General features: G+C 58.2%; 16 protein-coding genes. 6 read left to right on the forward strand and 10 right to left on the reverse strand.

What is annotated here, in order from left to right:
• From PAGR_RS18960 to PAGR_RS18980, 5 genes are all read right to left on the reverse strand, one after another.
• The gene (locus tag PAGR_RS18960) at positions 1 to 3,102 is read right to left on the reverse strand and encodes an efflux RND transporter permease subunit (RefSeq protein ID WP_014606733.1); all 3,102 of its coding nucleotides are present in this window, start codon (positions 3,100 to 3,102) and stop codon (positions 1 to 3) included.
• Positions 3,099 to 6,302: an efflux RND transporter permease subunit gene (locus PAGR_RS18965; RefSeq protein WP_014606734.1), complete on the reverse strand. Its 3,204-nt coding sequence runs from the start codon at positions 6,300 to 6,302 to the stop codon at positions 3,099 to 3,101. Before PAGR_RS18965 ends, PAGR_RS18960 begins: the two co-directional genes overlap by 4 nt.
• Complete coding sequence (locus PAGR_RS18970; protein ID WP_014606735.1) at positions 6,299 to 7,522, reverse strand: MdtA/MuxA family multidrug efflux RND transporter periplasmic adaptor subunit; 1,224 nt, start codon at positions 7,520 to 7,522, stop codon at positions 6,299 to 6,301. Before PAGR_RS18970 ends, PAGR_RS18965 begins: the two co-directional genes overlap by 4 nt.
• A 405-nt stretch (positions 7,523 to 7,927) precedes the next feature.
• Positions 7,928 to 9,667, reverse strand: coding sequence for a penicillin-binding transpeptidase domain-containing protein (locus PAGR_RS18975; RefSeq protein WP_014595174.1), 1,740 nt, complete (start codon positions 9,665 to 9,667; stop codon positions 7,928 to 7,930).
• A gap of 276 nt (positions 9,668 to 9,943) precedes the next feature.
• Positions 9,944 to 12,217, reverse strand: a complete 2,274-nt coding sequence (locus PAGR_RS18980; protein ID WP_029570917.1) for a molybdopterin guanine dinucleotide-containing S/N-oxide reductase — start codon at positions 12,215 to 12,217, stop codon at positions 9,944 to 9,946.
• Between the two features lie 187 nt (positions 12,218 to 12,404).
• Between PAGR_RS18980 and galR the strand changes: the two genes are divergently transcribed.
• Positions 12,405 to 13,415, forward strand: a complete 1,011-nt coding sequence (galR, locus tag PAGR_RS18985; RefSeq protein WP_013024371.1) for an HTH-type transcriptional regulator GalR — start codon at positions 12,405 to 12,407, stop codon at positions 13,413 to 13,415.
• An 876-nt stretch (positions 13,416 to 14,291) separates the two neighbouring features.
• On the opposite strand, the gene PAGR_RS19000 is transcribed toward galR, so the two are convergent.
• On the reverse strand, positions 14,292 to 16,667 hold the full coding sequence (locus tag PAGR_RS19000) for a beta-N-acetylhexosaminidase (protein ID WP_014606737.1): 2,376 nt from the start codon (positions 16,665 to 16,667) through the stop codon (positions 14,292 to 14,294).
• 247 nt (positions 16,668 to 16,914) lie between these two features.
• Between PAGR_RS19000 and nrdD the strand changes: the two genes are divergently transcribed.
• Together nrdD and nrdG are read left to right on the forward strand one after the other, a co-directional pair.
• The gene (nrdD, locus tag PAGR_RS19005; RefSeq protein ID WP_014606738.1) at positions 16,915 to 19,053 is read left to right on the forward strand and encodes an anaerobic ribonucleoside-triphosphate reductase; all 2,139 of its coding nucleotides are present in this window, start codon (positions 16,915 to 16,917) and stop codon (positions 19,051 to 19,053) included.
• Positions 19,050 to 19,517 (forward strand): anaerobic ribonucleoside-triphosphate reductase-activating protein, encoded by a 468-nt coding sequence (gene nrdG, locus PAGR_RS19010; RefSeq protein ID WP_014606739.1) that lies wholly within the window; start codon positions 19,050 to 19,052, stop codon positions 19,515 to 19,517. The genes nrdD and nrdG overlap by 4 nt, the downstream gene beginning before the upstream one ends.
• Here the strand turns inward: nrdG and PAGR_RS19015 are convergent.
• Positions 19,509 to 20,144: an NAD(P)H-binding protein gene (locus PAGR_RS19015; protein WP_014606740.1), complete on the reverse strand. Its 636-nt coding sequence runs from the start codon at positions 20,142 to 20,144 to the stop codon at positions 19,509 to 19,511. The genes nrdG and PAGR_RS19015 overlap by 9 nt on opposite strands.
• 146 nt (positions 20,145 to 20,290) lie before the next feature.
• On the opposite strand from PAGR_RS19015, the gene PAGR_RS19020 reads away from it, so the two are divergent.
• Positions 20,291 to 20,812 (forward strand): type 1 glutamine amidotransferase domain-containing protein, encoded by a 522-nt coding sequence (locus PAGR_RS19020; RefSeq protein ID WP_013024366.1) that lies wholly within the window; start codon positions 20,291 to 20,293, stop codon positions 20,810 to 20,812.
• 39 nt (positions 20,813 to 20,851) lie between these two features.
• On the opposite strand, the gene PAGR_RS19025 is transcribed toward PAGR_RS19020, so the two are convergent.
• On the reverse strand, positions 20,852 to 21,280 hold the full coding sequence (locus PAGR_RS19025) for a YhbP family protein (RefSeq protein ID WP_014606741.1): 429 nt from the start codon (positions 21,278 to 21,280) through the stop codon (positions 20,852 to 20,854).
• Positions 21,281 to 21,362: 82 nt separating this feature from the next.
• Here PAGR_RS19025 and PAGR_RS19030 point away from each other — a divergent pair, with 82 nt between their 5' ends.
• Positions 21,363 to 21,650 (forward strand): GIY-YIG nuclease family protein, encoded by a 288-nt coding sequence (locus tag PAGR_RS19030; protein ID WP_014606742.1) that lies wholly within the window; start codon positions 21,363 to 21,365, stop codon positions 21,648 to 21,650.
• On the opposite strand, the gene PAGR_RS19035 is transcribed toward PAGR_RS19030, so the two are convergent.
• Together PAGR_RS19035 and ubiT are read right to left on the reverse strand one after the other, a co-directional pair.
• Entirely contained in the window at positions 21,634 to 22,140 is a 507-nt protein-coding gene (locus PAGR_RS19035; RefSeq protein WP_014606743.1) for a GNAT family N-acetyltransferase, read from the reverse strand. The two genes, PAGR_RS19030 and PAGR_RS19035, sit on opposite strands and share 17 nt — an antisense overlap.
• Complete coding sequence (gene ubiT / locus PAGR_RS19040) at positions 22,134 to 22,658, reverse strand: ubiquinone anaerobic biosynthesis accessory factor UbiT (protein ID WP_044042582.1); 525 nt, start codon at positions 22,656 to 22,658, stop codon at positions 22,134 to 22,136. The genes PAGR_RS19035 and ubiT overlap by 7 nt, the downstream gene beginning before the upstream one ends.
• Before the next feature lie 205 nt (positions 22,659 to 22,863).
• Between ubiT and ubiU the strand changes: the two genes are divergently transcribed.
• Positions 22,864 to 23,859, forward strand: coding sequence for a ubiquinone anaerobic biosynthesis protein UbiU (gene ubiU / locus PAGR_RS19045; RefSeq protein WP_014595166.1), 996 nt, complete (start codon positions 22,864 to 22,866; stop codon positions 23,857 to 23,859).
• Positions 23,860 to 23,866: the final 7 nt, after the last annotated feature.

Raw genomic sequence — 23,866 nt, forward strand, 5'->3', positions numbered from 1 at the left:
TCAGGTTCCCGCATGGCGCAGACGACGCCATTGACGTTGGGTGGCACGGCTCAGGCGATCGAGCCACAGATAAATAACCGGTGTGGTAAACAGCGTCAGCAGTTGGCTCAGCGCTAACCCCCCGGCGATGGCAATACCGAGCGGGCTGCGTAAGTCGGCATCACCGCCGCTGCCCAACGCAAGCGGCAGCGCCCCGAAGAACGCGGCCAGCGTGGTCATCATAATGGGGCGAAAACGCATCAGGCAGGCCTGGGTAATCGCCTGCTGCGGTGACAGGCCAAGCCGCCGCTCGGCATCAATGGCAAAGTCGATCATCATAATCGCGTTCTTTTTTACGATACCGATCAACAGGATAATGCCGATCAGCGCGATCACCGTGAGCTGCGTATTAGTCAGTAACAGCAGCAGCAGCGCGCCCACGCCCGCCGAGGGCAATGTCGACAGAATCGTCAGCGGATGAATATAGCTCTCATACAGCACGCCAAGAACGATATAGACCGCCACCAGCGCCGCCACAATCAGCCACGGCATCGTGGCGGTCAGTTGATTAAATTCGGCCGCTGTGCCGGCATAGCCCGCCTGAATGGTTGAGGGCAAGCCAATCTGGGCCATCGCCTGTTTGATCAGCGCCTCCGCCTGCTCCAGCGAGACGCCGTCATTCAGGTTAAAGGCCACGGTGCTGGTAGCTGACTGCCCCTGATGCGTCACCGTCAGCGGGGCATTGCCGCCCGTGAAGCTGACAAAGGCCGACAGCGGAATGCGGTCGCCGCTGTCGTTAATGACGTACAGCTGCTGCAATATCGCCGGATCGCGGGTATCGCTGTCCTGCAGCGACATCACCACGTGATACTGATTGAGCGTATGGTACAGCGTGGCAATCTGGCGCTGGCTGAACGCGTTATTCAGCATAGTGTCCAGCATCTTCACATTCACCCCCAGCCGGGTGGCCTGGTCGCGGTCGATCGTCAGCATCACTTCCTGACCGCCGGTTTGCGCATCGGAATCAACGCTGTTGAGCTGCGGAATCGCCGCCAGTGCCGCCTGGACTTTAGGCGTCCACTCGCGCAGCAGGGCCAGATCGTCCGCCTGCAGGCTGTACTGATAGGTGGCATTGGCACTGCGCCCGCCGATGTGCAGATCCTGCGCCGCCATCAGAAACAGCTGCGCGCCGGGGATCTTACTGGTTTTCTGGCTTAAGCGGTTAGCCACCTGGCTAGCCGTGGCATCACGCTTGTCAAAAGCTTTAAGCCGGACAAAAAAGTCGGCGTTATTGCGCGAGCCAAACATCCCGCTGCCCATGGATGACATCACGCTTTCAACGGCAGGATCGGACCGAATGATGTTGGTGAACTGCAGCATCTTCGGCTTCATCGCCTGAAACGAAATATTCTGATCCGCCCGTAAGGCCCCCATCAGCAGGCCCGTATCCTGTTCGGGGAAAAAGCCTTTCTGCACCACCGTATAGAGAAACAGGTTAAGCAGCACGGTGAGCAGCAGGCTGAACAGGGTCAGTTTCTGATGGCGCATGACCCAGTTGAGACCGCGCGAGTAGGCCGCAAGCGCGTGGTTTAACTGATTTTCAATCCACTGATAGAGCGGATGCGGGCGCTTGCTCACGTTGGGTTTCGGTTTCAGCAGCCGCGCGCAGAGCATCGGCGTCAGGCTCAGCGAGACAAACATCGAAATCACCAGGGAAACGGTTAGCGTGATCGCAAACTCGCGAAACAGTCGCCCCAACAGGCTGCCCATCAGCAGGATGGGAATAAACACGGCAATCAGCGAGATCGTCATCGACAGCACGGTAAAGCTGACTTCACGCGCACCGCGGATGGCCGCACGCAGTGGGCGCTGGCCGGCTTCAATATGGCGGGTGATATTTTCCAGCACCACGATGGCGTCATCGACCACGAATCCCGTGGCGATGATCAGCGCCATCAGCGACAGGTTATCCAGGCTGTAACCCAGCAGGTACATCACCGCACAGGTTCCGATCAGCGAGACCGGTAGCGCCAGGGCCGGAATGATCACCGCCTGCAGGTTGCGTAAAAAGACAAACACCACCGCAATCACCAGCAGCACCGCAATCAGCAGCGTTTCTTCGGTATCGTATAGCGAGGCGCGCACGCCGGGCGAACGGTCCACCACCACCTTAAGCTGAGTATCGGCAGGCAGATCTTTTTCCAGGGCAGGCAGGCGGGCTTTGATGGCATCGATGGTGTCCAGCATGTTGGCGCCCGCCTGGCGCTTGATGCCCACCATGACCGCCGGTTGGGCATTGAGGAAGCCGGCCTGATAGCGGTCCTCTACCGAATCGTACACGCTGGCGACGTCGCCCAGCCGCACGACATTGCCCTCTTTGTTGCTGATAATCAGGTTGCGATAGCTGGCGGCTTTGTCCAGTTGGCCATTGCCGTCCACCATCCACGACTGGCTGCTGCCCTGCAGCGAGCCTTTAGGCAGCGTGGTGGTGCTGTTGGCCACCGCGCTGCGCACCGTATCCAGCGAAATACCCGCGTGGATGAGCTTAAGCGGCTGCAGATCGATGCGGACCGCAGGCAGCGCGCTTCCCATTAATGACACGTCGCCCACGCCCTTGATCTGCCCCATCGCCTGCTCGATTTTACTTTCGGCCAGATCGTAGAGTTCACCCGGCGAGCGGGTGGCGGAGGTCAGCGCCAGCATGACAATCGGCGCATCCGAGGGGTTGGCTTTGTGGTAGGTCGGCAGCGATGCCATCGCGCTTGGCAGCAGGCTGCGTGCCGCGTTGATCGCCGCCTGCACGTCGCGTGCCGCGCCGTTGATATCCCGGTTAAGTTCGAATTGTAAAATGATGGTGCTGGAGCCCTGCGAGCTGTTTGAGGTCATCTCGGTGATACCGGCAATCTGCCCCAGCGAGCGTTCCAGCGGCGTGGCAACCGTTGCCGCCATAGTTTCCGGGCTGGCACCGGCCAGGCTGGCGTTAACCATAATAGTCGGGAAATCCACCTGCGGCAGCGGGGCCACCGGCAACAGGCGGTAGCCCAGCACGCCAAGCAGCAGAATCGCCATCGTCAGCAGCAGCGTGGCGACCGGGCGGAAGATAAACAGCCGGGTCAGGTTCATTGCCCGCTCCGCGCCTGTTGCTGACGGCGTTTCACCCAGGCATTGCCGCGCTGGGCAATCCCATCAAACCACAGATAGATCACCGGCGTGGAGAACAGCGTCAGTACCTGGCTGACGATCAATCCGCCGACAATCACCAGCCCCAGCGGCTGCCGCAACTCGGCACCCGATCCGGACGCGAGCATCAGCGGCAGTGCGCCCAGCAGCGCCGCCATGGTGGTCATCAGTATCGGGCGGAAACGCAGCAGACAGGCCTGATGAATGGCTTCCCGGGGGGAGAGATGCTGCTTGTTTTCGGCCTCCAGCGCAAAATCGATCATCATGATGGCGTTCTTCTTCACGATGCCGATGAGCAGAATCACCCCGATCAGCGCAATCAGGCTGAACGCCGTATTCGCCAGCAACAGGGTTAACAGCGCCCCGACCGCCGCGGAGGGCAGCGTCGAGAGGATCGTCACCGGATGGATAAAGCTTTCATACAGAATGCCCAATACCACATACATCGTCAGCAGGGCCGCCAGTATCAGCCACAGCGTGTTACCTGTGGCGCTTTGAAACGCCGAGGTTTCTCCCTGATAGCGCAGCGTAATCGCCGAGGGCAGCTGCAGCTGTGCAGTCACTTTGGTAATGGCGTTCTGCGCATCTTCCAGCGAATAGCCGTCATTGAGATTGAAGGAGATCATCACCGCCGGAAACTGATTCAGCCGCATGTGCATCAGCGACCCGGTCCGTTGATGGATCGTGGCGATGGCGGTCAGCCTGACCATGCCGCTGCTGGTGGTTGTGGCCGTGCTGGTGGCGGTTGAGGCTGATGAGGTATCCGGGCTGCTGCTGGCAGACGTGCTGTCTGATACGGTGCTGGACGTGCTGGCAGAGGGTTTCAGATACACATCGTCGAAAGCGGCCGGGCTTTGCTGGTATTGCGGAGCGACTTCCAGCACCACGCGATACTGATTCGACTGGGTAAAGATCGTCGAGACCAGCCGCTGTCCAAACGCGCTGTAGAGCGCGGTATCAACGTCCGCTGCGGTCACGCCCAACCGCGCGGCTTTGTCCCGGTTCAGCTCGACATAAGCCACCTGGCCCTGATCCTGTAGGTTACTTACCACGCCGTTGAACTCTGGCCGTTTCTGCAAGGCCGCCACCAGTTTCGGCGACCAGGTCACCAGGTCTTCGCTGTTGGCATCGTCAAGCGTGAACTGATACTGGCTCGGCGTGACCTGATCGTTAACCGTCAGATCCTGTGCCGGTTGCAGATAGAGCTGAATGCCGACTACGCGCGTTGCCGCCTGCTGCAGCTGTTTGATGATTGCACCGGCTTTGTCGTCGCGTTGACCAAAGGGCTTCAGGTTGATCTGCAACCGACCGCTGTTCAGGCTGGTGTTGTTGCCGTCAATACCGATAGTCGAAGAGACGCTCTCAACCGCCGGATTCTGCATGATCACCGCAGACAGCGCCTGCTGGCGCTTCGCCATCTCGGTAAAAGAGACGTCCTGCGTGGCCACGGTCACGCCCTGAATCAACCCGGTATCCTGAGTTGGGAAGAAGCCTTTGGGGACAAGGATATACAGCAGCGCGGTGAGAGCAAAGGTCGCCAGCGCCGCCAGCAGCGTCAGTTTCTGATGATCCAGCACCCGGGTCAGCAGGCGGTCGTACCCGCGAATCAGCCAATCAAAAACCTCGCCGCCTTTGCGCGCGAAACGGGACTGCTGCTCGGGCGGAACAAAGTGCAGCAGGTAAGCACACAGCATCGGCGTTAAGGTCAGCGAGACCAGCATTGAAACCAGAATGGATACCGCCAGCGTGATGGCAAACTCGCGAAACAGGCGCCCCACCACATCGCCCATAAACAACAGCGGAATCAGCACCGCAATCAGGGAAAAGGTCAGAGAGATGATGGTAAAGCCAATCTGCTGCGATCCCTTTAACGCCGCCTCCAGCGGTGGCTCCCCTGCTTCCAGCCGCCGGGAAATATTCTCGACCACCACGATCGCGTCGTCGATCACAAAACCGGTGGCAATCGTCAGCGCCATCAGCGACAGGTTATTGAGGCTGAAGCCGGCGAGATACATCACGCCAAAGGTTCCCACCAGCGAAAGCGGTACCGCCACGCTGGGGATCAGCGTGGCCGCCACGTTACGCAGGAACAGAAAGGTCACCATCACCACCAGCGCAATGGAAAGCATCAGCTCAAACTGGACATCGCGGATGGAGGCGCGAATGGTTTGGGTACGATCGGACAGGATGGTCATTTTCACGCCGTCGGGCAGCGCGGCCTGCAGCGTGGTCAACTGCGCCTTGATGCTGTCCACCACCTGGATGACATTCGCCCCCGGCTGGCGCTGCACGCCGATCACGATGGCCGGGTGGTTGTTGGCCCAGGCAGACTGAAAGCTGTTTTCCGGTCCCTGCTCAATATGGGCGATGTCCTTCAGCCTCAGGGCGGCGCCGTTCTGGTAGGTCAGAATCAGGTTGCCGTATTCGGCGGCGGTGCGCAGCTGATCGTTGGCGTCGATGGTGACGGAGTGATAGCGGCCGTCAAATCCGCCCTTGGAGCCTTTGACGTTGCTGTTGCCGATAAGCGTATTCACGTCTTCCAGCGTCAGGCCATGGGCCGCCAGCGCCTGAGGGTTCATCTGCACGCGAATTGCCGGTTGGTGACCGCCCGCGAGCGTTACCATGCCCACGCCGGAAATTTGCGAGAGCTTGAGCGCAACGCGGGTATTCACCAGGTCCTGAACCTGCGTCAGCGGCAGAGTATCCGAGCTGGCAGCTAAGGTGATGACCGCACTGTCGGCCGGATTGACCTTTTTATAGGTGGGCGGCGTGGGCAGATCGGTCGGCAGCAAATTATTGGCGGCGTTGATGGCGGCCTGCACCTCCTGCTCGGCCACATCCAGCGACAGATCCAGGCTGAACGTCAGGGTGATGATCGACGATCCGCCTGAGCTGGTCGAGCTCATCTGGCTCAGGCCTGACATCTGTCCCAGCTGGCGCTCCAGCGGTGAAGTGATCGTCGATGCCATTACGTCCGGGCTGGCACCGGGATAGAGCGTTGTCACCTGAATGGTTGGGTAATCGACCTGCGGCAGCGCCGACGTTGAGAGAAACCGGTAAGCAAACAGGCCAGCGATCAGCACGCCCGCCATCAGCAGGATGGTGGCGACCGGACGCAGAATAAAGAGGCGTGACGGGTTCATTGTGCCTCAGCCGGTGGAGTCGGTTGGGTGCTGTCCGCGACCGAAACTTTACTGCCGTTGGTCAGGCGATCGATCCCTTCCGTGACCAGACGGTCGCCAGGCTTCACGCCCTGCAGAATAGCCTGCCACGTCTCACCGTAAGCCGGACCTGCCGTAACCGGCTGGCGCGTCACGGTGTTGTCTTTATTGATGATAAAAACAAAGCTGCCGTCGCTGCTCAACTGTAACGCCTGCGCCGGAATAATGGTGGCGCCTTTCAGCACGCTGGTTTGCAGGCGTAGGTTCACAAACTGGTTGGCGTACAGCGCCTCGTCGTCGTTAGCGAACATGGCTTTCAGCGTAATGGTGCCGGTCGCCGTGTCGATCTCGTTGCTGATAAATTTCACCTGCCCCTGACTCAGGGCATGCTGGTTATCCTGATCGAAGGCGGTGGCGGGCAATGTCCGATCGTGATGAAGGGCTTTTACCAGCGTCGGGATATGACTTTGGGGCACGCTAAAGGTAACGGCGGCAGGCTGCATCTGGGTAATGGTCACCAGCCCGGTCGTGGAGGCACTCTGAATCATATTGCCCGGATCGACCTGACGCAGCCCTACCCGACCACTGACGGGTGCGGTGATGCGCGCATAGCCAATATTCAGCCTGGCGCTGGCAATCTGGGCCTGATCGGCAGCCACTGCGCCGCGATACTGTCCCACGGTCGCGATTTGCGTATCTAAATCCTGGCGGGACAGCGAGTCCTGGGCCGCCAGTTTACGGTAGCGTGCCAGCGTCAGTTCGGCACTTTTAAGCAACGCCATATTTTCGCTGAGCTCCCCCTGATACTGATTCAGCGTGGCCTCGTAGCTGCGGGGATCGATCTGCGCCAGCAGCTGGCCCGCTTCAACCTTCTGCCCTTCGGTGAAGTAGACCTTCTCCAGTTGACCGTCTACCCGGCTGGTGACCGTTACGCTGGCATTGGGGATCACCGTACCCAGCGCGTAGAGATAGACCGGCACATCGGCGGTGCTGGCGGTGCCGCTGTGAACCAGCGTCGTGCCGCCTTTCAGCATACCAGGGCCGCCATGGCGTCCGGCATGACCGCGCGCGGGCAGGGTGCCACCTGCGCCTTTATGGCCCATCAGTCGCCATGCCACGGCGGCAACGATTAACAGCGCAATGAGCAGAAGCAGCCATTTCAGCCAGCGGGAACCACGGGTACGGGGAGCGTGAGTAGTCATCGAACTCTTCAGGTAAACAGGGATAAAAGAAATCCTCCGGATAGGAGGCATCGTCGAAACGGCATCTGCAAAGATTATCGGCTACTTGTGTTACGACTTTCCATCGCCAAACCGTAAGGGTTGCGTTAAGAAACCTTACCAGTCCCCTGCCCACGGGGTGGACCCGCACGAATAACAGGGGCTGGCGGCCGGAATAGTGGGCAAAAAAAACCCACGCATCTGCGTGGGTTGGTGTAATAACGATTGGCCTTGCCGGAGCAGTGCCCGTTTTCACACCCATCAATACCTCTGGGATGTCCATACTCTCACCCTGCAGGAGTCAGTGACAGGTGAAAAAGGAAAATGAATTCGGCGAAATGAAACGAGGTGTAAAAACATCCACACCTCACTTACAGTTTGATTTGGTTAGGATTTATCTGAACCGCTATCCACAGGCTTGCTGTAGATGGCATCCGGGGCAATATTCATGTGCTTGAGCACCGGCCCCATGATGTTACCGAACACCGGCGCGGCTACGGAACCACCGAAGTGATCGCCCGCGGTAGGATGGTTAATCATTACCACCAGCGCCACCTCAGGATGGCTGGCCGGGGCAATACCTGCGGTGTAGTTCACATAACCGCCGTCATACTTCCCGCTGCTGCCCATCTTTTCAGCCGTACCGGTTTTGGTGGCCAGTCGATAGCCCGGTACCGCCGCTTTCAGTCCGGTACCGCCCGGCAGGACGTCACTTTCCAGCATGTGCACCACTTCCTTGACCGTTTCCGGATTAGCGACCTGCTTGCCCAGCACCGGCGGCGTCACTTTGGTGATCGACAGCGGACGATAAACGCCATAGGAACCCAGCGTGGCGTATTCACGGGCAATTTGCAGCGGTGTGACGCGCAAACCGTAGCCGAAGGAGAAGGTCGCGCGTTCGATATCGGCCCAGCGCGTGCGGTGCAGCGGGAAATACCCCACGCTTTCGCCGGTCAGCCCCAGCCCGGTGGGTTTACCCAGGCCAAATGCGTAGTAGGTGTTCACCAGGGCTTCCGCCGGCATCGCCAGGGCGATATGAGAAACGCCGATGTCGCTCGATTTTTGCAAAATGCCGGTCATGGTCAGGCGCGGCCAGTGACCGACGTCGCGGATCAGGTGGCCGTTAACCCGGTAAGGCGTGGTATCCAGCACGGAATCCGGCCGGACGAGGTGACGTTCCAGCCCTTCCATCACCACAAGGGGTTTTACCGTTGAACCCGGCTCGTAGCTGTCATTAATGGCGGTATTGCGCATCTGCGCTGGGGTTGCCCCCTGATAGTTGTTGGGGTTGAACGAGGGATAAGAGGCCATCGCCAGAATCTCGCCCGTATCAATTTTAACCAGCACCGCCGCGCCCGAATCCGCCTTGTTTAGCAGCACGCCATCGCGCAGCTTACTGTAGAGCGTGTACTGGCTGAATTTATCAATGCTGAGCTGCACCGTCGGCGGCTGAGTGGGCGGCTGGTAGCTAATCATCGCGATAATATTCCCCGCCGCATCCTGCCGGTAGACTTCTTTGCCCGGCTGGCCCTGCAGGACTTTATCAAAGCCCTTTTCCAGTCCGTTGAGGCCGGTGTTATCGGCCCCCACAATACCAATCAGCGGCGCGGAGGCTTCGCTCATCGGATAAAAGCGACTGTCGTCGTAGACTTCACTGATGCCTTTAAGCTTCAGATCTTTAATATCTTTGGCGATCCCCAGTTCGACTTTGCGCCCGAGATAGAGAAAACGACGTTTGGGGTTAGCGGTGATCTGCGCCGCGACCTCTTCTGGTCGCATACTTAATGCCGCCGCCAGATAGGCCCACTTGGCGCTGGTAAAATCAGGGTTGCTCTCCAGCACGCGCTGCGGATCGGCGATGACATCCCGCGACGGTACGCTGAGCGCCAGCGCTTCGCCGTTGCGATCCAGTAAGGTGCCACGGCTGGTCGGAAGCGTAACGGTACGCAGCGAGCGCTGATCGGCCTCGTGTTCCAGCATGGGCTGATTAAGAAACTGCAAATCGGCGACGCGCACCAGCAGAACAGCCATGCAGGTAAATACGCCCAGGCAGATCAGGCGAAAACGGAAAGGGTTAAACGGGGCTTTTATCTGGTCTTTACCCAGTAATTTTTTAATCCGGGGCATGGCAATCCGCTGCGCTTAAAAAAAAGAGGTCAATCCCGCAGTTATAATCAAAGCACGGGTAAAAACACAGGAAAACTGTGTATCAGTTCGTTATCGTTCAGTTTATTTCGGGCAAAAAAAACCTGCGTATCTACGCAGGTCGGTGTAATCAAGAAAAAATCAGTTGATGTTCACCCATCAATACCTCTGGGATCCTGAATGTAGCAAGCGAAACGGCTTTTTCGCCACGACTGAAACGCAACAGATGCCTGCAAAATGTAACCAGCCGTGTGAACCTTAGGCTTTTGTGCAAACGACATGTTTTTTAATGTCAACCAGGCAACTCATGGCGTTGGGTCCCTGCGTCAGGGATGACGTGCCGATATCCAGGGTTAACACATTGGGGTTGCCCGCCCGGTCAAACGGCTGCCACGCTTTGCCAAAACCGGGATCAAACCAGGCGCCGGTGGAAATGATCACCACGCCCTGCTTCAGCCCCTCAGTCAGACGCACGCCGGCCAGTATTCTGCCGCGCGCATTGCTGACCTCTATTTCGTCACCGTCTCCGATATCCCGCACCGCCGCATCCTGCGGATGCATATACAGGGTTTCATGCCCGGCGGTTTTGTTACCCTGAACGGTAGCCGTCGCATCTAACTGGCTGTGTAACCGGTCCGATGGCTGAATGGAGATCATGTGTAGCGGATAATCACGGCTGGCTGCCGCGCCCAGCCATTCCTGAGGCTCACGCCATTCCGGATGCCCGGCCATATCCTCCAGGTGGTAGTCGGCGATGGTCTGGCAGAACAGCTCAATCTTACCGCTGGCAGTCTGTATCGGGTTGGCCTCGGGATCGGCGCGGAAGTCTTCCATAAAGATATAAGGCTTACCGCCTTCGGGGATCTCCACAAAGCCACGCTGCCAGAACTCACCGAACTCAGGGAAAGGAATGCCACGACGGCCGTGCGCCACCGCACATTGCTGGTAGAGATGTTCTATCCACTGCATCTCGTTGCGCCCTTCGGTGAAGGTATCGCGATAGCCTAAGCGCTCGGCGAGATCGGCAAAAATATCAAAGTCGTTCCGTGCCTGATGTTGCGGCTTAATCGCCTGGTGCATTGCCAGTACAAAACGGTCACGTGATGAACCGCCGATGTCATTACGCTCCAGCGTGGTGGTGGCGGGCAGCACGATATCGGCCATCTGCGCCGCAGGTGTCCAGACGATATCCTGGACCACCACGGTATCCGGCTTCTGCCAGCCTTCCACCAGCCGGTTAAGCTGCTGGTGATGGTGAAACGGATTGCCGCCCGCCCAGTGCACCATATGAATGTCCGGATAGTGCAGAGTTTCGCCCTGGAAACCATAAGGCTGGCCGGGATTGAGCAGCATGTCACTGATGCGGGCAACCGGAATGGACAGGCCCGAAGGGTTCGGTCCGGTGCTCATCATCGGCGCGGGGCCTTCCTGACGCGGATTGCCCACGCTGTTCATCGAGCCGTGTCCAAACGAGAAGCCCGCACCCGGCAAGCCCGGCTGCCCGAGCATGGAAGAGAGCGCGATCATCATCCAGTAAGGCTGTTCGCCACGGTGGGCGCGCTGAACCGAATAGGAGCAGGTGATAAAACTGCGTTTGCCGATCAGCTGTCGGGCCAGATGTACAATGCGATCCGCCGGGATATCGGTGATCTTGCTGGCCCAGCCGGGCGTTTTGGCGATGCCGTCGCTTTCACCCAGCAGATAGGCACGTAGCTGTGGCCAACCGGTGCAGTGACGGGCCAGAAACGCCTCGTCTGTCGCGCCACGCTGACAAATTTCGTAACCGAGTGCCAGCATCAGCGCCACGTCGGTATTCGGCCGGATCGGGATCCACTCCGCGTTAACAAACTCTGGGCAGTCATCGCGCATCGGGCTGATGTTAATCACCGGCGTGCCTTTTGCCGCCAGCTGCTCCAGCGCCGGTTTCAGGCTGTGCTGGCCTGCGCCGCCGGATGCCACCTGAGCATTTTTTAACGCCAGCCCACCGAAGGCGACAAACACCTCCGCATGTTCCACCACCTGCGGCCAGTCGGTGACGCGCCCGGTCAGCGGCATGTAGGTGCCCATCACGTAAGGCAGGAAAAACTGCGCGGCGCCCCAGCTGTAGTTGCCTTGCTGATCGACGCCACCGCCACCCTGGAAATAGAAGCGGCGCACTAGCGTACGCGCATGGTTGACGCGCCCTGCCGATGACCAGCCGTAAGAGCCATTAAAAATGCCGGATGCACCGTAGCGTTCGCGAATACGGCGATTTTCCTCTGCCACCAGATCCAGCGCCGTCTCCCAGTCAACGGCAACAAAATCTTCGCGTCCGCGCAGCGTGCGGTCACTGTTTTCGCGCGATTTCAGCCATGAGCGGCGCACCATGGGCTGGCGAATACGTTTGTCTGAGTAAACCAGTTCCGGGATGGTGTTGAGCATCGGCGAGGGATCGGCGTCGGCAAAAAAAGGTTCGCAGCCGATAAGACGATCGTTTTCGCTTACCGCGGTAAAGGCGCCCCAGTGCGCCAGATGTGGCACTTTAATTTTCATGGTCATCGCTATGGCAGGTGTTGGGATCAGCAGCATAGCATGGGCCGCAACCTGAACAGAAGGCATCACCAACCGTCTGATTTTACCCTGTTTGCGACAGCGCTGGCATTCTGTTGTCTTGATGTGCGCCCGCTTTTCCGTAACACTGGTGCGATGTGTAAACGTTTCCCCAAAATCAGGTAATCGCATGGCCACCATTAAGGATGTTGCCCGGTTGGCGGGAGTTTCCGTCGCCACGGTTTCCCGCGTCATCAACAATTCGCCTAAAGCCAGTGACAGTTCACGCCAGGCGGTCAGCCAGGCGATGGAGTCGCTGCAGTATCATCCAAACGCCAATGCACGGGCGCTGGCGCAGCAGTCCACTGAAACGCTGGGGCTGGTGGTCGGGGATGTTTCCGACCCGTTTTTTGGCGCGATGGTGAAAGCCGTTGATGAGGTGGCGGGCCAGACAGGCAACTTTCTGCTGATTGGTAACGGTTACCATAATGAGCAAAAAGAGCGGCAGGCTATTGAGCAGCTGATGCGCCATCGCTGCGCGGCACTGGTGGTGCACGCCAAGAAAATCCCCGACAGCGAGCTGGAAGTGTTGATGAAGCAGATGCCGGGCATGGTCTTACTGAACCGTCTGCTGAAGGGCTTTGAAAAGCGCTGCATCGCGCTGGACGACCGCTACGGCGCCTGGCTGGCGACGCGCCATCTGATTCAACTGGGCCATCAGAATATTGCGTTTATCTGCTCCACTCACACGATTTCCGATGCGGAGGATCGCCTGCAGGGTTATTACGACGCGCTGCAGGAGCACGGCCTGCCCTGCAACGATCGGCTGGTCGCCTGGGGCGAGCCGGACGAAGTCGGCGGCGAGCAGGCGATGACGGAGTTGCTGGGACGCGGTAAAAACTTCAGCGCCGTGGCCTGCTACAACGACTCCATGGCCGCCGGTGCCCTGGCGGTGCTGAGCGACAACGGCGTGCAGGTACCGGAAGAGATGTCACTCATCGGCTTCGATGACGTGCTGGTTTCCCGCTACGTTCGCCCTCGCTTAACCACGGTGCGTTACCCGATTGTCACCATGGCGCAGCAGGCCGCTGAACTGGCTCTGGCGCTGGCACATCAACAGCCGCTGCCGGAAGTGACCAATATGTTCAGTCCCACGCTGGTCCGCCGTCATTCAGTCGGCGGACCGGCGACCTCATCCTGAGTTCATCTTTACCTTGCCGCGACGCTCAGCGCGGCATAACCGCCCCCTGGAAACCCATCCGCCAAATCATCCCCAAGCCATTGTTCCGTATGTCTTTTCCATCACTCATCTTCTGCGGAATAAGCCTGTGGCATTCGTGTTGCAGGAAGGCGGCAAGGTGAGTCATCCCCGGGAGCTTACTGCAGTAAGTGACCAATATGTTCAGTCCCACGCTGGTCCGCCGTCATTCAGTCGGCGGTTCGGCGATCTCATCCTGAGTTCATCCTTGCCTTGCCGCGACGCTCAGCGCGGCATAACCTCATCCTGGAAACCCATCCGCCAAATCATCCCCAAACCATTGTTCAAAATGTCTTTTCCATTCCTAACCTTCAAGGGAATAAGCCGGTGGCATTCGTGTTGCGGGAAGGCGGCAAGGTGAGTCATCCCCGGGAGCTTACTGCAGTAAGTGACCAATATGTTCAGTCCCACGCTGGTCCGCCGTCATTCAGTCGGCGGACCAGCGACCTCATCCTGAGTTCATCTTTACCTTGCCGCGACGCTCAGCGCGGCATAACCGCCCCCTGGAAACCCATCCGCCAAATCATCCCCAAGCCATTGTTCCGTATGTCTTTTCCATCACTCATCTTCTGCGGAATAAGCCTGTGGCATTCGTGTTGCAGGAAGGCGGCAAGGTGAGTCATCCCCGGGAGCTTACTGCAGTAAGTGACCGGGGTGATGAGCCGCGGCCAACGCACCTGCGGCGCGAAGGACGCCAGCTTATTGGCTGGGGTGATGAGCAGCGGCAAAGGTCACCTGCGGCGCGAAGGACGCCAGCTTATTGGCTGGGGTGATGAGCCGCGGCCAAGGACACCTGCGGCGCGAAGGACACCCGCTTATTCATTTGAAGGCGCGGAGGAGGGCCTCAAGAGGCCTGACAAGGGCGATGACGGTTTCGTCCTGCACCTGCGCCGCCGCATCCAGCTTCGCATGCATTTGCGCCATTTCGCTGGCCCCAAACGCCTGGTTACGGACATAGGCATTCACCATGTTGATGCCCATGACGCTCAGCTCATCCACCTGTTTCGCGCTGCTTTCCAGCGCCTTAAGTGGCGCGCTGCCGTTGAGTAATGGCGCAACCTGAGCAGCGTTATCGTGCCAGCGTTGGAGTTGAGAGCGAATAGCTGCGGCAGCCGCCACGTTGCTTCTGTCTTCAACCAGCGCGACCACCTGCTTATCCAGTGTTCTGACGGCGTCGCTTTCTGCCGGTAAAACATCGGCCAGCCGGTTCAGCGGCTCAAAGTAGTTGTAATGCCCGGCCTGAAACTTGAGATGCTGTCGAGTGTAATACTGGGCCGGTTCCAGCGCCTGAGCCAGCACGCGCAGCGGCTGAATATCCGTGCTGTTTGCAAGCCGCGTCATCTGTCGGTCTGCCTGATAATGCTGCTGCAGCCCCACCGATACGGTCGTCCAGCGGTCCATTGCCGCCAGCCGCTGGTACATGCTGTCGGGATCGGTGACATCCTGGGCTGACCATAACCGCTCCGCCACCACAAACGCACGCGGCCAGAGTTTGGTATCAATAATCGCGCTGTTGACGTTTTCGGCCCACAGCGCGGCCTCACCGCCCAGCAGGTTTTGCTGCATCTGGCGCGCATCCGGCAGCACAGGCTGAATCCCCCTGGGCACCGCGTCGAGCCGCTGCCCTTCGGCCGCGTAACGGACGTTACCCACCAGCATGTATCCGCTCAGTTGATTGTTCGCCAGGGTGACGACCGGTTTGAACGGTCCCATCCAGGTATCCACCGTGAACGTCAGCCGGTTCGCCGAAAGCCAGTCGATGGCGTTCACCAGACGACGCGATTTTCCGGCAAAGTCGATAAAACCGCGCCAGCCGTCGCGGCCTTTAATCAGGGTGAAACTCCCCGTTACCGGGCTGCCTTTTAACCGTGGCATGGTAAAGGACCAGCTCTGAGCCTGTTCGCCCGACTGCACCACATCCTGGCCGTTAAGGCCCTGAGGATAGATTTCGTTGCGATAGTGATAGCTGGCCGGCTGAGGCTGATCGAGATAAAAACCCGTGGACAGAATGCCGCGATAGCCGTTTTTCGCTACCGTGCCCAGTGCATCCTGTCCCTGCCAGGACTGAATCAGAATGCTGTGCGGCAGATCGGGATGGGCAATTTCATCCCAGCCCACCATGCGCCGCTGGTGTTTTTCGAGGATTTTCTCAACGCGCTGATTGAACCAGGCCTGCAGCGCATGGGGATCGGCTAATCCACGATCGCGCATAAACTGCTGAACAGCGGCGGATGCCTGCCACTGGCTGGGATCCACCTCATCGCCACCGATATGCAGGTAGGGATCGGGGAAGATCGCTGCCATCTCCCCCACCAGCGCGTCAATAACCTGATAAACCTGTTCGTTGCTGGGATCCAGCAAGGGTTTGAAAACGCCCCACCCGCGCTCCATCTGATACGGCCCCGGCGCGCTGATCAGTTCCGGCATCGCCACCGCCAGCGCGGAGGCATGGCCGGGTATATCCAGCTCCGGCACCACGCGCACGCCACGCTCAGCCGCATACTGCACCACCTCACGCATCTCCGCCTGAGTATAGAAAAGCCCGTCGCTGGCTTTCTGCTGCAGTTGCGGATAGCGGAGGGAGGCAAAGCGCCAGCCCTGATCGTCGGTGAGATGCCAGTGCAGCACGTTCATTCGCGCCGCCGCGATCCCATCGATCTGGCGTTTCAGCGTTCTGACCGGCATAAAGTGGCGGGCGCTGTCGATAAGGATGCCGCGCCAGGCAAAGCGCGGTTTATCGTGAATCGTTATCCAGGGAATGCGGGTGCCTTCGGCACTGTTTTCTATCAGTTGCAGTAACGTTTCCATGCCGCGCATCGCGCCAAAGCGGCTGTTGGCTTTCAGCAGCACGCCGTCGCGGTTGACGTCCAGTTGGTAACTTTCATCGCTGTCAGGCTGAGGGACAGGGTTGACCGCCTGCGCGATAGCAATACGAATTGTGGGATGCTCAACCGGCTGATCGGCGGGTAACAGCGGCCAGCCGGTTTGGCGAGCGATGCGCGACAGCCAGCGTGTTTCGGCGCCGGGCAGCGTGTCCCCGACTATCTGTAGCGTCAGCTGTGGGGTGAGCGTCAGCCAGCCTGCGCGGGCAGGTTGCTCAACCTGCTGTGGCCACGGCATGAGCGGCAGCGTATCGGCGGCGGCGGAAAAGGTCAGCGCACAACAACAGATCAGCACATTTCGACGTAACGGCATTGGCACGGCTCCCTGCGGGTCAATGGCTAAAAAGAACGATAAACAGAGTTAAGTCATTTTGCTCCGCTAAGCAAATTCGCCCGCCGGAAAAGGCGATCTCGGGTCTGTTTTTTTTCAGTGTCGATTTTATCTTCTTGTTCAAGGCTTCTTTGCTTCAGGTCAAAAACAAGCCGATTAATTCGCTGCAATTACTACATGTTGAGTCTAAAATCCAAAAACACACCCATATGTAGTTAACGGAGAAAAAATGGCAACGGTGGTGGTGAAGCGCGACGGATGCCGCGTAGGCTTTGATTCACAGCGTATCGCCGCAGCAGTGAAGGCTGCGGCACGGGCGGCAAACGTGGAAGATGCACGGTGGTGCGACACGGTGGCCGATCGGGTCAGCACTCAACTGGCCCATCGTCAGGAAGTGGATATCGGTGACATCCAGTATGCGGTGGAAGAAACGCTCATGGCCGGGCCTTACCCGCAGCTGGCACGCACCTATATTGAGTATCGTCACGATCGCGACGTGGAGCGCGAGCGCCGCAGCCATCTGCATCACGCCATTCGTGGTCTGGTGGATCAGACCAACGCCGCCCTGCTGCATGAAAATGCCAATAAAGACAGCAAAGTGATCCCCACCCAGCGCGATCTGCTGGCCGGGATCGTCGCGAAGCACTATGCGCAGCAGCAGATCCTCCCCCGGGACGTCGTTCAGGCGCATGAACGCGGCGAGATCCACTATCACGATCTCGATTATTCCCCCTTCTTCCCCATGTTCAACTGCATGCTGATCGACCTGAAAGGGATGCTGACCAACGGCTTCAAGATGGGTAATGCCGAGATCGAGCCGCCAAAATCCATCGCCACCGCAACGGCCGTCACGGCGCAGATCATTGCGCAGGTCGCCAGCCATATTTACGGTGGAACCACGCTGAACCGCATTGATGAAGTGCTGGCACCCTATGTGGAAAAGAGCTTCGCAAAACACCTTGCCGTGGCGCAGGACTGGCACATTCCTCAGGCGGACGCCTATGCTCGCGAACGTACCGAAAAAGAGTGCTATGACGCCTTCCAGTCGCTGGAATACGAGGTAAATACGTTACACACGGCAAACGGGCAAACCCCGTTCGTGACCTTTGGTTTTGGCCTGGGCACGAGTTGGGCGGCACGGCTGGTTCAGACCTCCATTTTGCGTAACCGCCTGGCGGGGCTGGGTAAAAATCACAAAACCGCCGTGTTCCCAAAGCTGGTCTTTACGATTCGGGAAGGCGTGAACCGCCGTGCGGGAGAGGTTAACTACGACATTAAGCAACTGGCGCTGACCTGTGCCAGTAAGCGGATGTATCCCGACATTCTGAATTATGATCAGGTGGTCCAGGTCACTGGCTCCTTTAAAACTCCCATGGGCTGCCGCAGTTTTCTGGGCGTTTACGAGGAAAACGGTGAGCAGATTCATGAAGGCCGGAATAATATCGGCGTCATCAGCCTTAATTTACCGCGCATTGCGCTGGAAGCAGACGGAGACGAAACCCGTTTCTGGACCTTGCTGGATGCGCGGCTGGCGCTGGCGAAGCGGGCACTCATGACGCGCGTTGCCCGACTCGAAAAAACCAAAGCCCGCGTTGCGCCTATCCTGTACATGGAAGGCGCCTGCGGCGTGCGGCTTAATGCCGATGATGAGATTGGCCCCATTTTCCGCAATGGCCGCGCCTCGCTGTCACTGGGCTATATCGGTCTGCATGAAACCCTGAATGCCCTGAGTGGCGCGCAACACCATCCTTTCGATGATGCGGCGCTGCGCGCTAAAGGCGTTGCCATCGTGGCCCATATGCGTGCGGCTACCGATGCCTGGAAAGACGAAACCGGCTACGGCTTTAGTCTCTACAGCACGCCCAGTGAGAACCTGTGCGACCGCTTCTGTCGTCTGGATGCCGCGCAGTTTGGCGTGGTAAAGGGGGTAACCGATAAAGGCTACTACACCAACAGCTTCCATCTGGACGTTGAGAAGAAGGTGAATCCCTACGATAAGATCGATTTTGAAGCGCCCTATCCGTCGTTGGCTAACGGCGGGTTTATCTGTTACGGCGAATATCCCAACGTGCAGCACAACCTCAAGGCGCTGGAAGACGTGTGGGATTACAGCTATGACCGCGTGCCCTACTACGGCACCAACACGCCGATTGACGAGTGCTACGAATGCGGGTTCAACGGGGAATTCACCTGCACCAGTCGCGGCTTTACCTGCCCCAACTGCGGCAATCACGATCCTGCCCGGGTTTCGGTTACGCGCCGCGTATGTGGCTATCTCGGCAGCCCGGATGCGCGTCCGTTTAACGCCGGTAAACAGCAGGAAGTGCAGCGTCGGGTGAAGCACCTGGATAGCGGACAGCTGGGATGATGCGCATCCATCGTTACTACGATGTGGATATCGTGAACGGGCCCGGCACGCGCTGTACGCTGTTTGTCTCAGGCTGCGAGCACCAGTGTCGCGGCTGTTACAACCAGAGCACCTGGCGGCTGGATTCCGGCGTGCCGTTTACGCTGGAAATGGAGGAGCAGCTGTTAGCGGATTTACAGGATACGCGTATCCCGCGTCAGGGTTTATCGCTGAGCGGCGGCGATCCGCTGCATCCTCATAACGTGCCGCATGTTCGTCGGTTAGTGAAACGGGTAAAACAGACGTGCGCAGGCAAAGATATCTGGTTGTGGACCGGCTATGACATGCAGGCACTCAGCCCGGCACAGCGCGCGATCCTGCCCTGGATAGACGTGGTGATTGACGGGCGGTTTGAAGAGGCAGAACGCGATGCCACGCTCCTGTGGCGCGGCAGCCGAAATCAGAAAATCTGGTATCTACGCTGAAACACGGGGGATCGCGCCGGACTCGATCAGCGTGAACCCCGTATTTTCTTCGGCAAACGCCTGGTGATGCAGGCAGCGAGCCACGTCCTGAGCCGACACGGCACGCCAGTTGCCTGGCAACCAGGCGAACAGCGGAGCCATCAGGCTTTCTCCCCGACGTTTATCTTTTCGTTCACCCAGCAACAGCGAAGGCCGGACCACCGTCAGGCTCGGCCACGCCTGATGGCGCAGCGCATTTTCCATCTCACCTTTCACGCGATTGTATAAAAAGGGGGAGTGACGGTTAGCACCGTGCGCACTGACCACCAGCATCTTTCTGGCCCCCAGACGTAACGCGTTCAGGGCGGTGTCCACCACCAGCGTGTAATCCACGTGAATAAAGGCCGCTTTACTGCCCGCCTGCTTACGCGTGGTGCCAAGACAGCAAAATACCGTCGTCAGCGGTGCCTCCAGCGGGCGCAGGACATCCGTGAGATCGGCTTCAACAGGGTTGACGACCTTGTTCATTGCGGGAAGCGCACGACGGCTGGGCGCAATAATTTCATCCACGCGCGGATCGTCGATCAGTAAACGCAGCAGACAGGATCCCACTAAGCCGGTTGCGCCCGTCAGTAATACACGATTCATCTCAGAATATTCCCTGTTTCGCTGCCAGACGTGCAAAATCTGGCCAATGTGAGCCGCCTGGCTTGCGTTCTCAGAATCGACAACCAGGCTTAACAGGTCATCAGGATAGCGCAGTATGCGCCTGACATGCCTAAAGGAGAGTATAGATGAGCACCAGAATTGCGGTTCTGATCACCGATGAATTTGAAGACTCTGAGTTTACCTCGCCAGCCGAAGTCTACAAACGTGCGGGCTATGAGGTGGTTACCATTGAGGAGCAGGCAGGTAAAACCGTGAAGGGCAAACAGGGCGATGCTGAAGTCACCATCGATCGCAGCATCGACGACGTTAGCCCGGCGGAATTTGACGCACTGCTGCTACCGGGTGGACACTCGCCGGATGCGCTGCGCGGTGACGACCGCTTTGTTGCCTTTACCAAAGACTTTGTGGCCAGCGGCAAACCCATCTTTGCTATCTGCCACGGTCCACAACTGCTGATCAGCGCCAACGGCGTTCGCGGTCGTAAAATGACCAGCGTGAAGGCCATTGCGATCGACCTGATCAATGCGGGTGCCGACTTCCGTGATGAGGAAGTGGTGGTTGACGGTGACAAGCTGGTCACCAGCCGTACGCCGGCGGATCTGCCTGCCTTTAACCGTGAGTCCCTGCGTATTCTGCAGGCACTGTAACGGCCCACGCCCTTTTCCGCCAGGAAGGGGGCGCTTTATTTACGCCTCGCGTTGCCAGACAATTTTTTTGCCGAAACCCAGCGCATTGTCGGTCATTTTCAGCTCATCAAGCGTAATTTCCCACAGGGGCGCAGAAACCTTGCGCGAAACCGGGAAGCGACGTTGGTATGCGGTGCGCGCCTCAGACGCGTCTTCTTCGCTGAGCGGCCGGATATGACCCCGATACTGCACGCCTTTTATCAGCAGTACCGTCTTCGGCTGTCCATTGATTGTCCCCGCCACGCGGTTATTTTTCATTGCTAACAGGCCATGGCGCGTATCCGACTCCGTCATGAGCCAGAAAGCCATGCGTAATTCATCAAACACGTAGTAGCAGTTTGCACACCACAGATCATCGTCAGCACAGCAGCACAGGGACAGCACATGCTGCTTTTTCAGGTAGCGAACAAGATGGGCAAGGTCAGACACAATCAACTCCGGGTAAGGGCGACGGATAGCACGGCGCAAAGAAGCGCGCTACACTGCCGGGCGGGCATTTCTGGAACACATTATGAGTCAGCACTGGCAACTTTACCTGATACAAACGGCCGCAGGCATGCTGTATACCGGCATCACAACCGACGTTGCGCGCCGCCTTGGACAACATGCCTGTGGGCGCGGGGCCCGTGCCCTGCGCGGTAAGGGCCCGTTGGCGCTGGTCTATACCTGCGCGGCGGGCGACCGGTCGCAGGCTTCCGCGCTGGAGTACCAGGTTAAGCAACTGACCCGTCAACGAAAACTACAGTTGGTTGCCGAGCAACCCGTAAGCCTTGCCGCCTGGCTCACGGCAGTGGATTAAAAGGCGCGGAATACTCAATGCGCCCTTCGGCCCCGTCAAACGCGTTGTCTGCCAGAGGGTACACCAGGAAAGAGGCTTCGCTATCCGGCCAGCGGCAGTGCAATCCATGCCGTGCTGCGGGCTCGAAACCCAGGTGGCTATACAATGCGGGATCGCCCCTTACCACAACGGCGCTGTAGCCAAACTCATTCAGCGTATCCAGACCTTCGTAGACCAACTGTTTCGCCATGCCCTGACCACGCAGGCTTTCATCCACGGCCAGCGGAGCCAGTCCGACCCAGTTGCGATCTTCCCCCTGCAGGGTAACCGGGCTGAAGGCGGCATAGCCCAGCACCTGCCCTTCATCGTCTGTGGCGACGACGCCCAGCGTTAGCAGCCCGTCTTCACGCAGGGCCTGAGTCAGCTCGGCTTCGGCTGAGGTGGGAAAACAGCGTCGCAGTAATGCATCGATACCGGCGGCATCCACGCCAATTTCTGTGCGTATTAACATGAGACACCCGCGCGTGCCTGTGCGGCTTTCGCGTCCTGTTGCATTGTTGTCTCCACGATTGCGGCCATCTGTTCAATGGCGGTACGTAACCCCTTGGGCATGGTGTTGAGTTCAATTGCATCCATTACGTTCTTAACCTCCAGTCCCAGTTCCGTATCCCCTTCGATCAGCAGTCGGCGCTGAAAGAAAAGCATATCAGGATCCGCTTTGCGTGCTGCTATCAGCAACAAATCATTGGCGTTGCCCCGGAACCAGACATCTGCTTCGGCATGCTGCAACACCCTCAGTTGGCCGCCTTCCAGCGTGGTGATCCACGTGAGATTAATATCGCTAATCTCAATCCCCAAAAAGCGTCCCTGAAGAAAGTCTAACTCACCTTCGGCTAAAACATGACGAAATTGCCAGTTTAAGAGTTGTTGCAAGAGCTGCTTCTTCAATATGAAGGGAGCAAGTGTTGCAGGTAAGCTAAGGATTTTAGGGCCGTTTTTGACTAAACTGGCAGATAACCGCTGGAACACGTTTTGCACTCCTGTCACAAAAATTTTAGCTATATTGCCATAGAGTGCCATTCCCGCCTCCTTTGAGATCAATAAAACCTATCGTAAGCGGGTTAAAAAAAAGCCAGGCTATCTCATCAATGACCGTTTCACTGCCCTAAATCAACATTTACCCAAAGCGCCATGACTAGACTCGTGCTCCATCTGCATCACGAGAGGATTGAGTATGGAGCTGCTGTGTCCGGCCGGAAACCTGCCTGCGATACGAAGTGCGGTCGAAAATGGCGCCGATGCGGTTTATGTCGGACTGAAAGATGACACCAACGCGCGTCACTTTGCAGGATTGAATTTTACAGATAAGAAACTGCACGAAGCGGCGTACTACCTTCATCAGCATCGCCGTAAACTGCACGTGGCGATCAATACCTTTGCACATCCTGACGGCATGCAGCGCTGGCAGCGGGCTATCGATGTGGCGGCAGACAGCGGTGCTGATGCGCTGATCCTGGCGGATATTGCAACGCTGGAATATGCCACCGCGCGCTATCCTCACATCGAACGTCATCTGTCAGTGCAGGCTTCCGCCACCAACCTTGAGGCCATTCGTTTTTATCATCGCCATTTCAATTTGCACCGAGTGGTACTGCCGCGCGTACTGTCGATTCATCAGGTAAAACAGCTGGCACGCAGTACACCTGTTCCGCTGGAGGTCTTTGCCTTTGGCAGCCTGTGCATCATGGCCGAGGGCCGCTGCTACCTCTCTTCCTGGCTAACCGGTGAATCGCCAAACAGTAAAGGCGCCTGCTCCCCCGCGAAGTTTGTTCGCTGGCAACAAACACCGGCCGGCATGGAGGTGCGCCTTAATGACGTGCTGATCGATCGCTATCGCGCAGAGGAAAGCGCCGGCTATCCCACGCTGTGCAAAGGCCGTTATCAGGTTGACGACCAGCGCTATCACGTGCTGGAAGAGCCCACCAGCCTGAATACGCTTGAACTGTTGCCAGAGCTGATGCGGGCAGGCATTGCCTCCGTAAAAATCGAAGGCCGTCAGCGCAGCCCTGCCTACGTATCCGATGTCGCCCGCGTCTGGCGTCAGGCTATCGATCGCTGTCAAGCTCAGCCGGATAACTTTGAAGTGGCACAACAGTGGACGAAAACGCTGGGGGCCCTGTCAGAAGGCACGCAGACCACCTTAGGCGCCTATCATCGTGACTGGCAGTGAGGAAAAA

The organism is Pantoea ananatis PA13 (assembly GCF_000233595.1).
GTDB classification, from domain to species: Bacteria; Pseudomonadota; Gammaproteobacteria; order Enterobacterales; family Enterobacteriaceae; genus Pantoea; species Pantoea ananatis.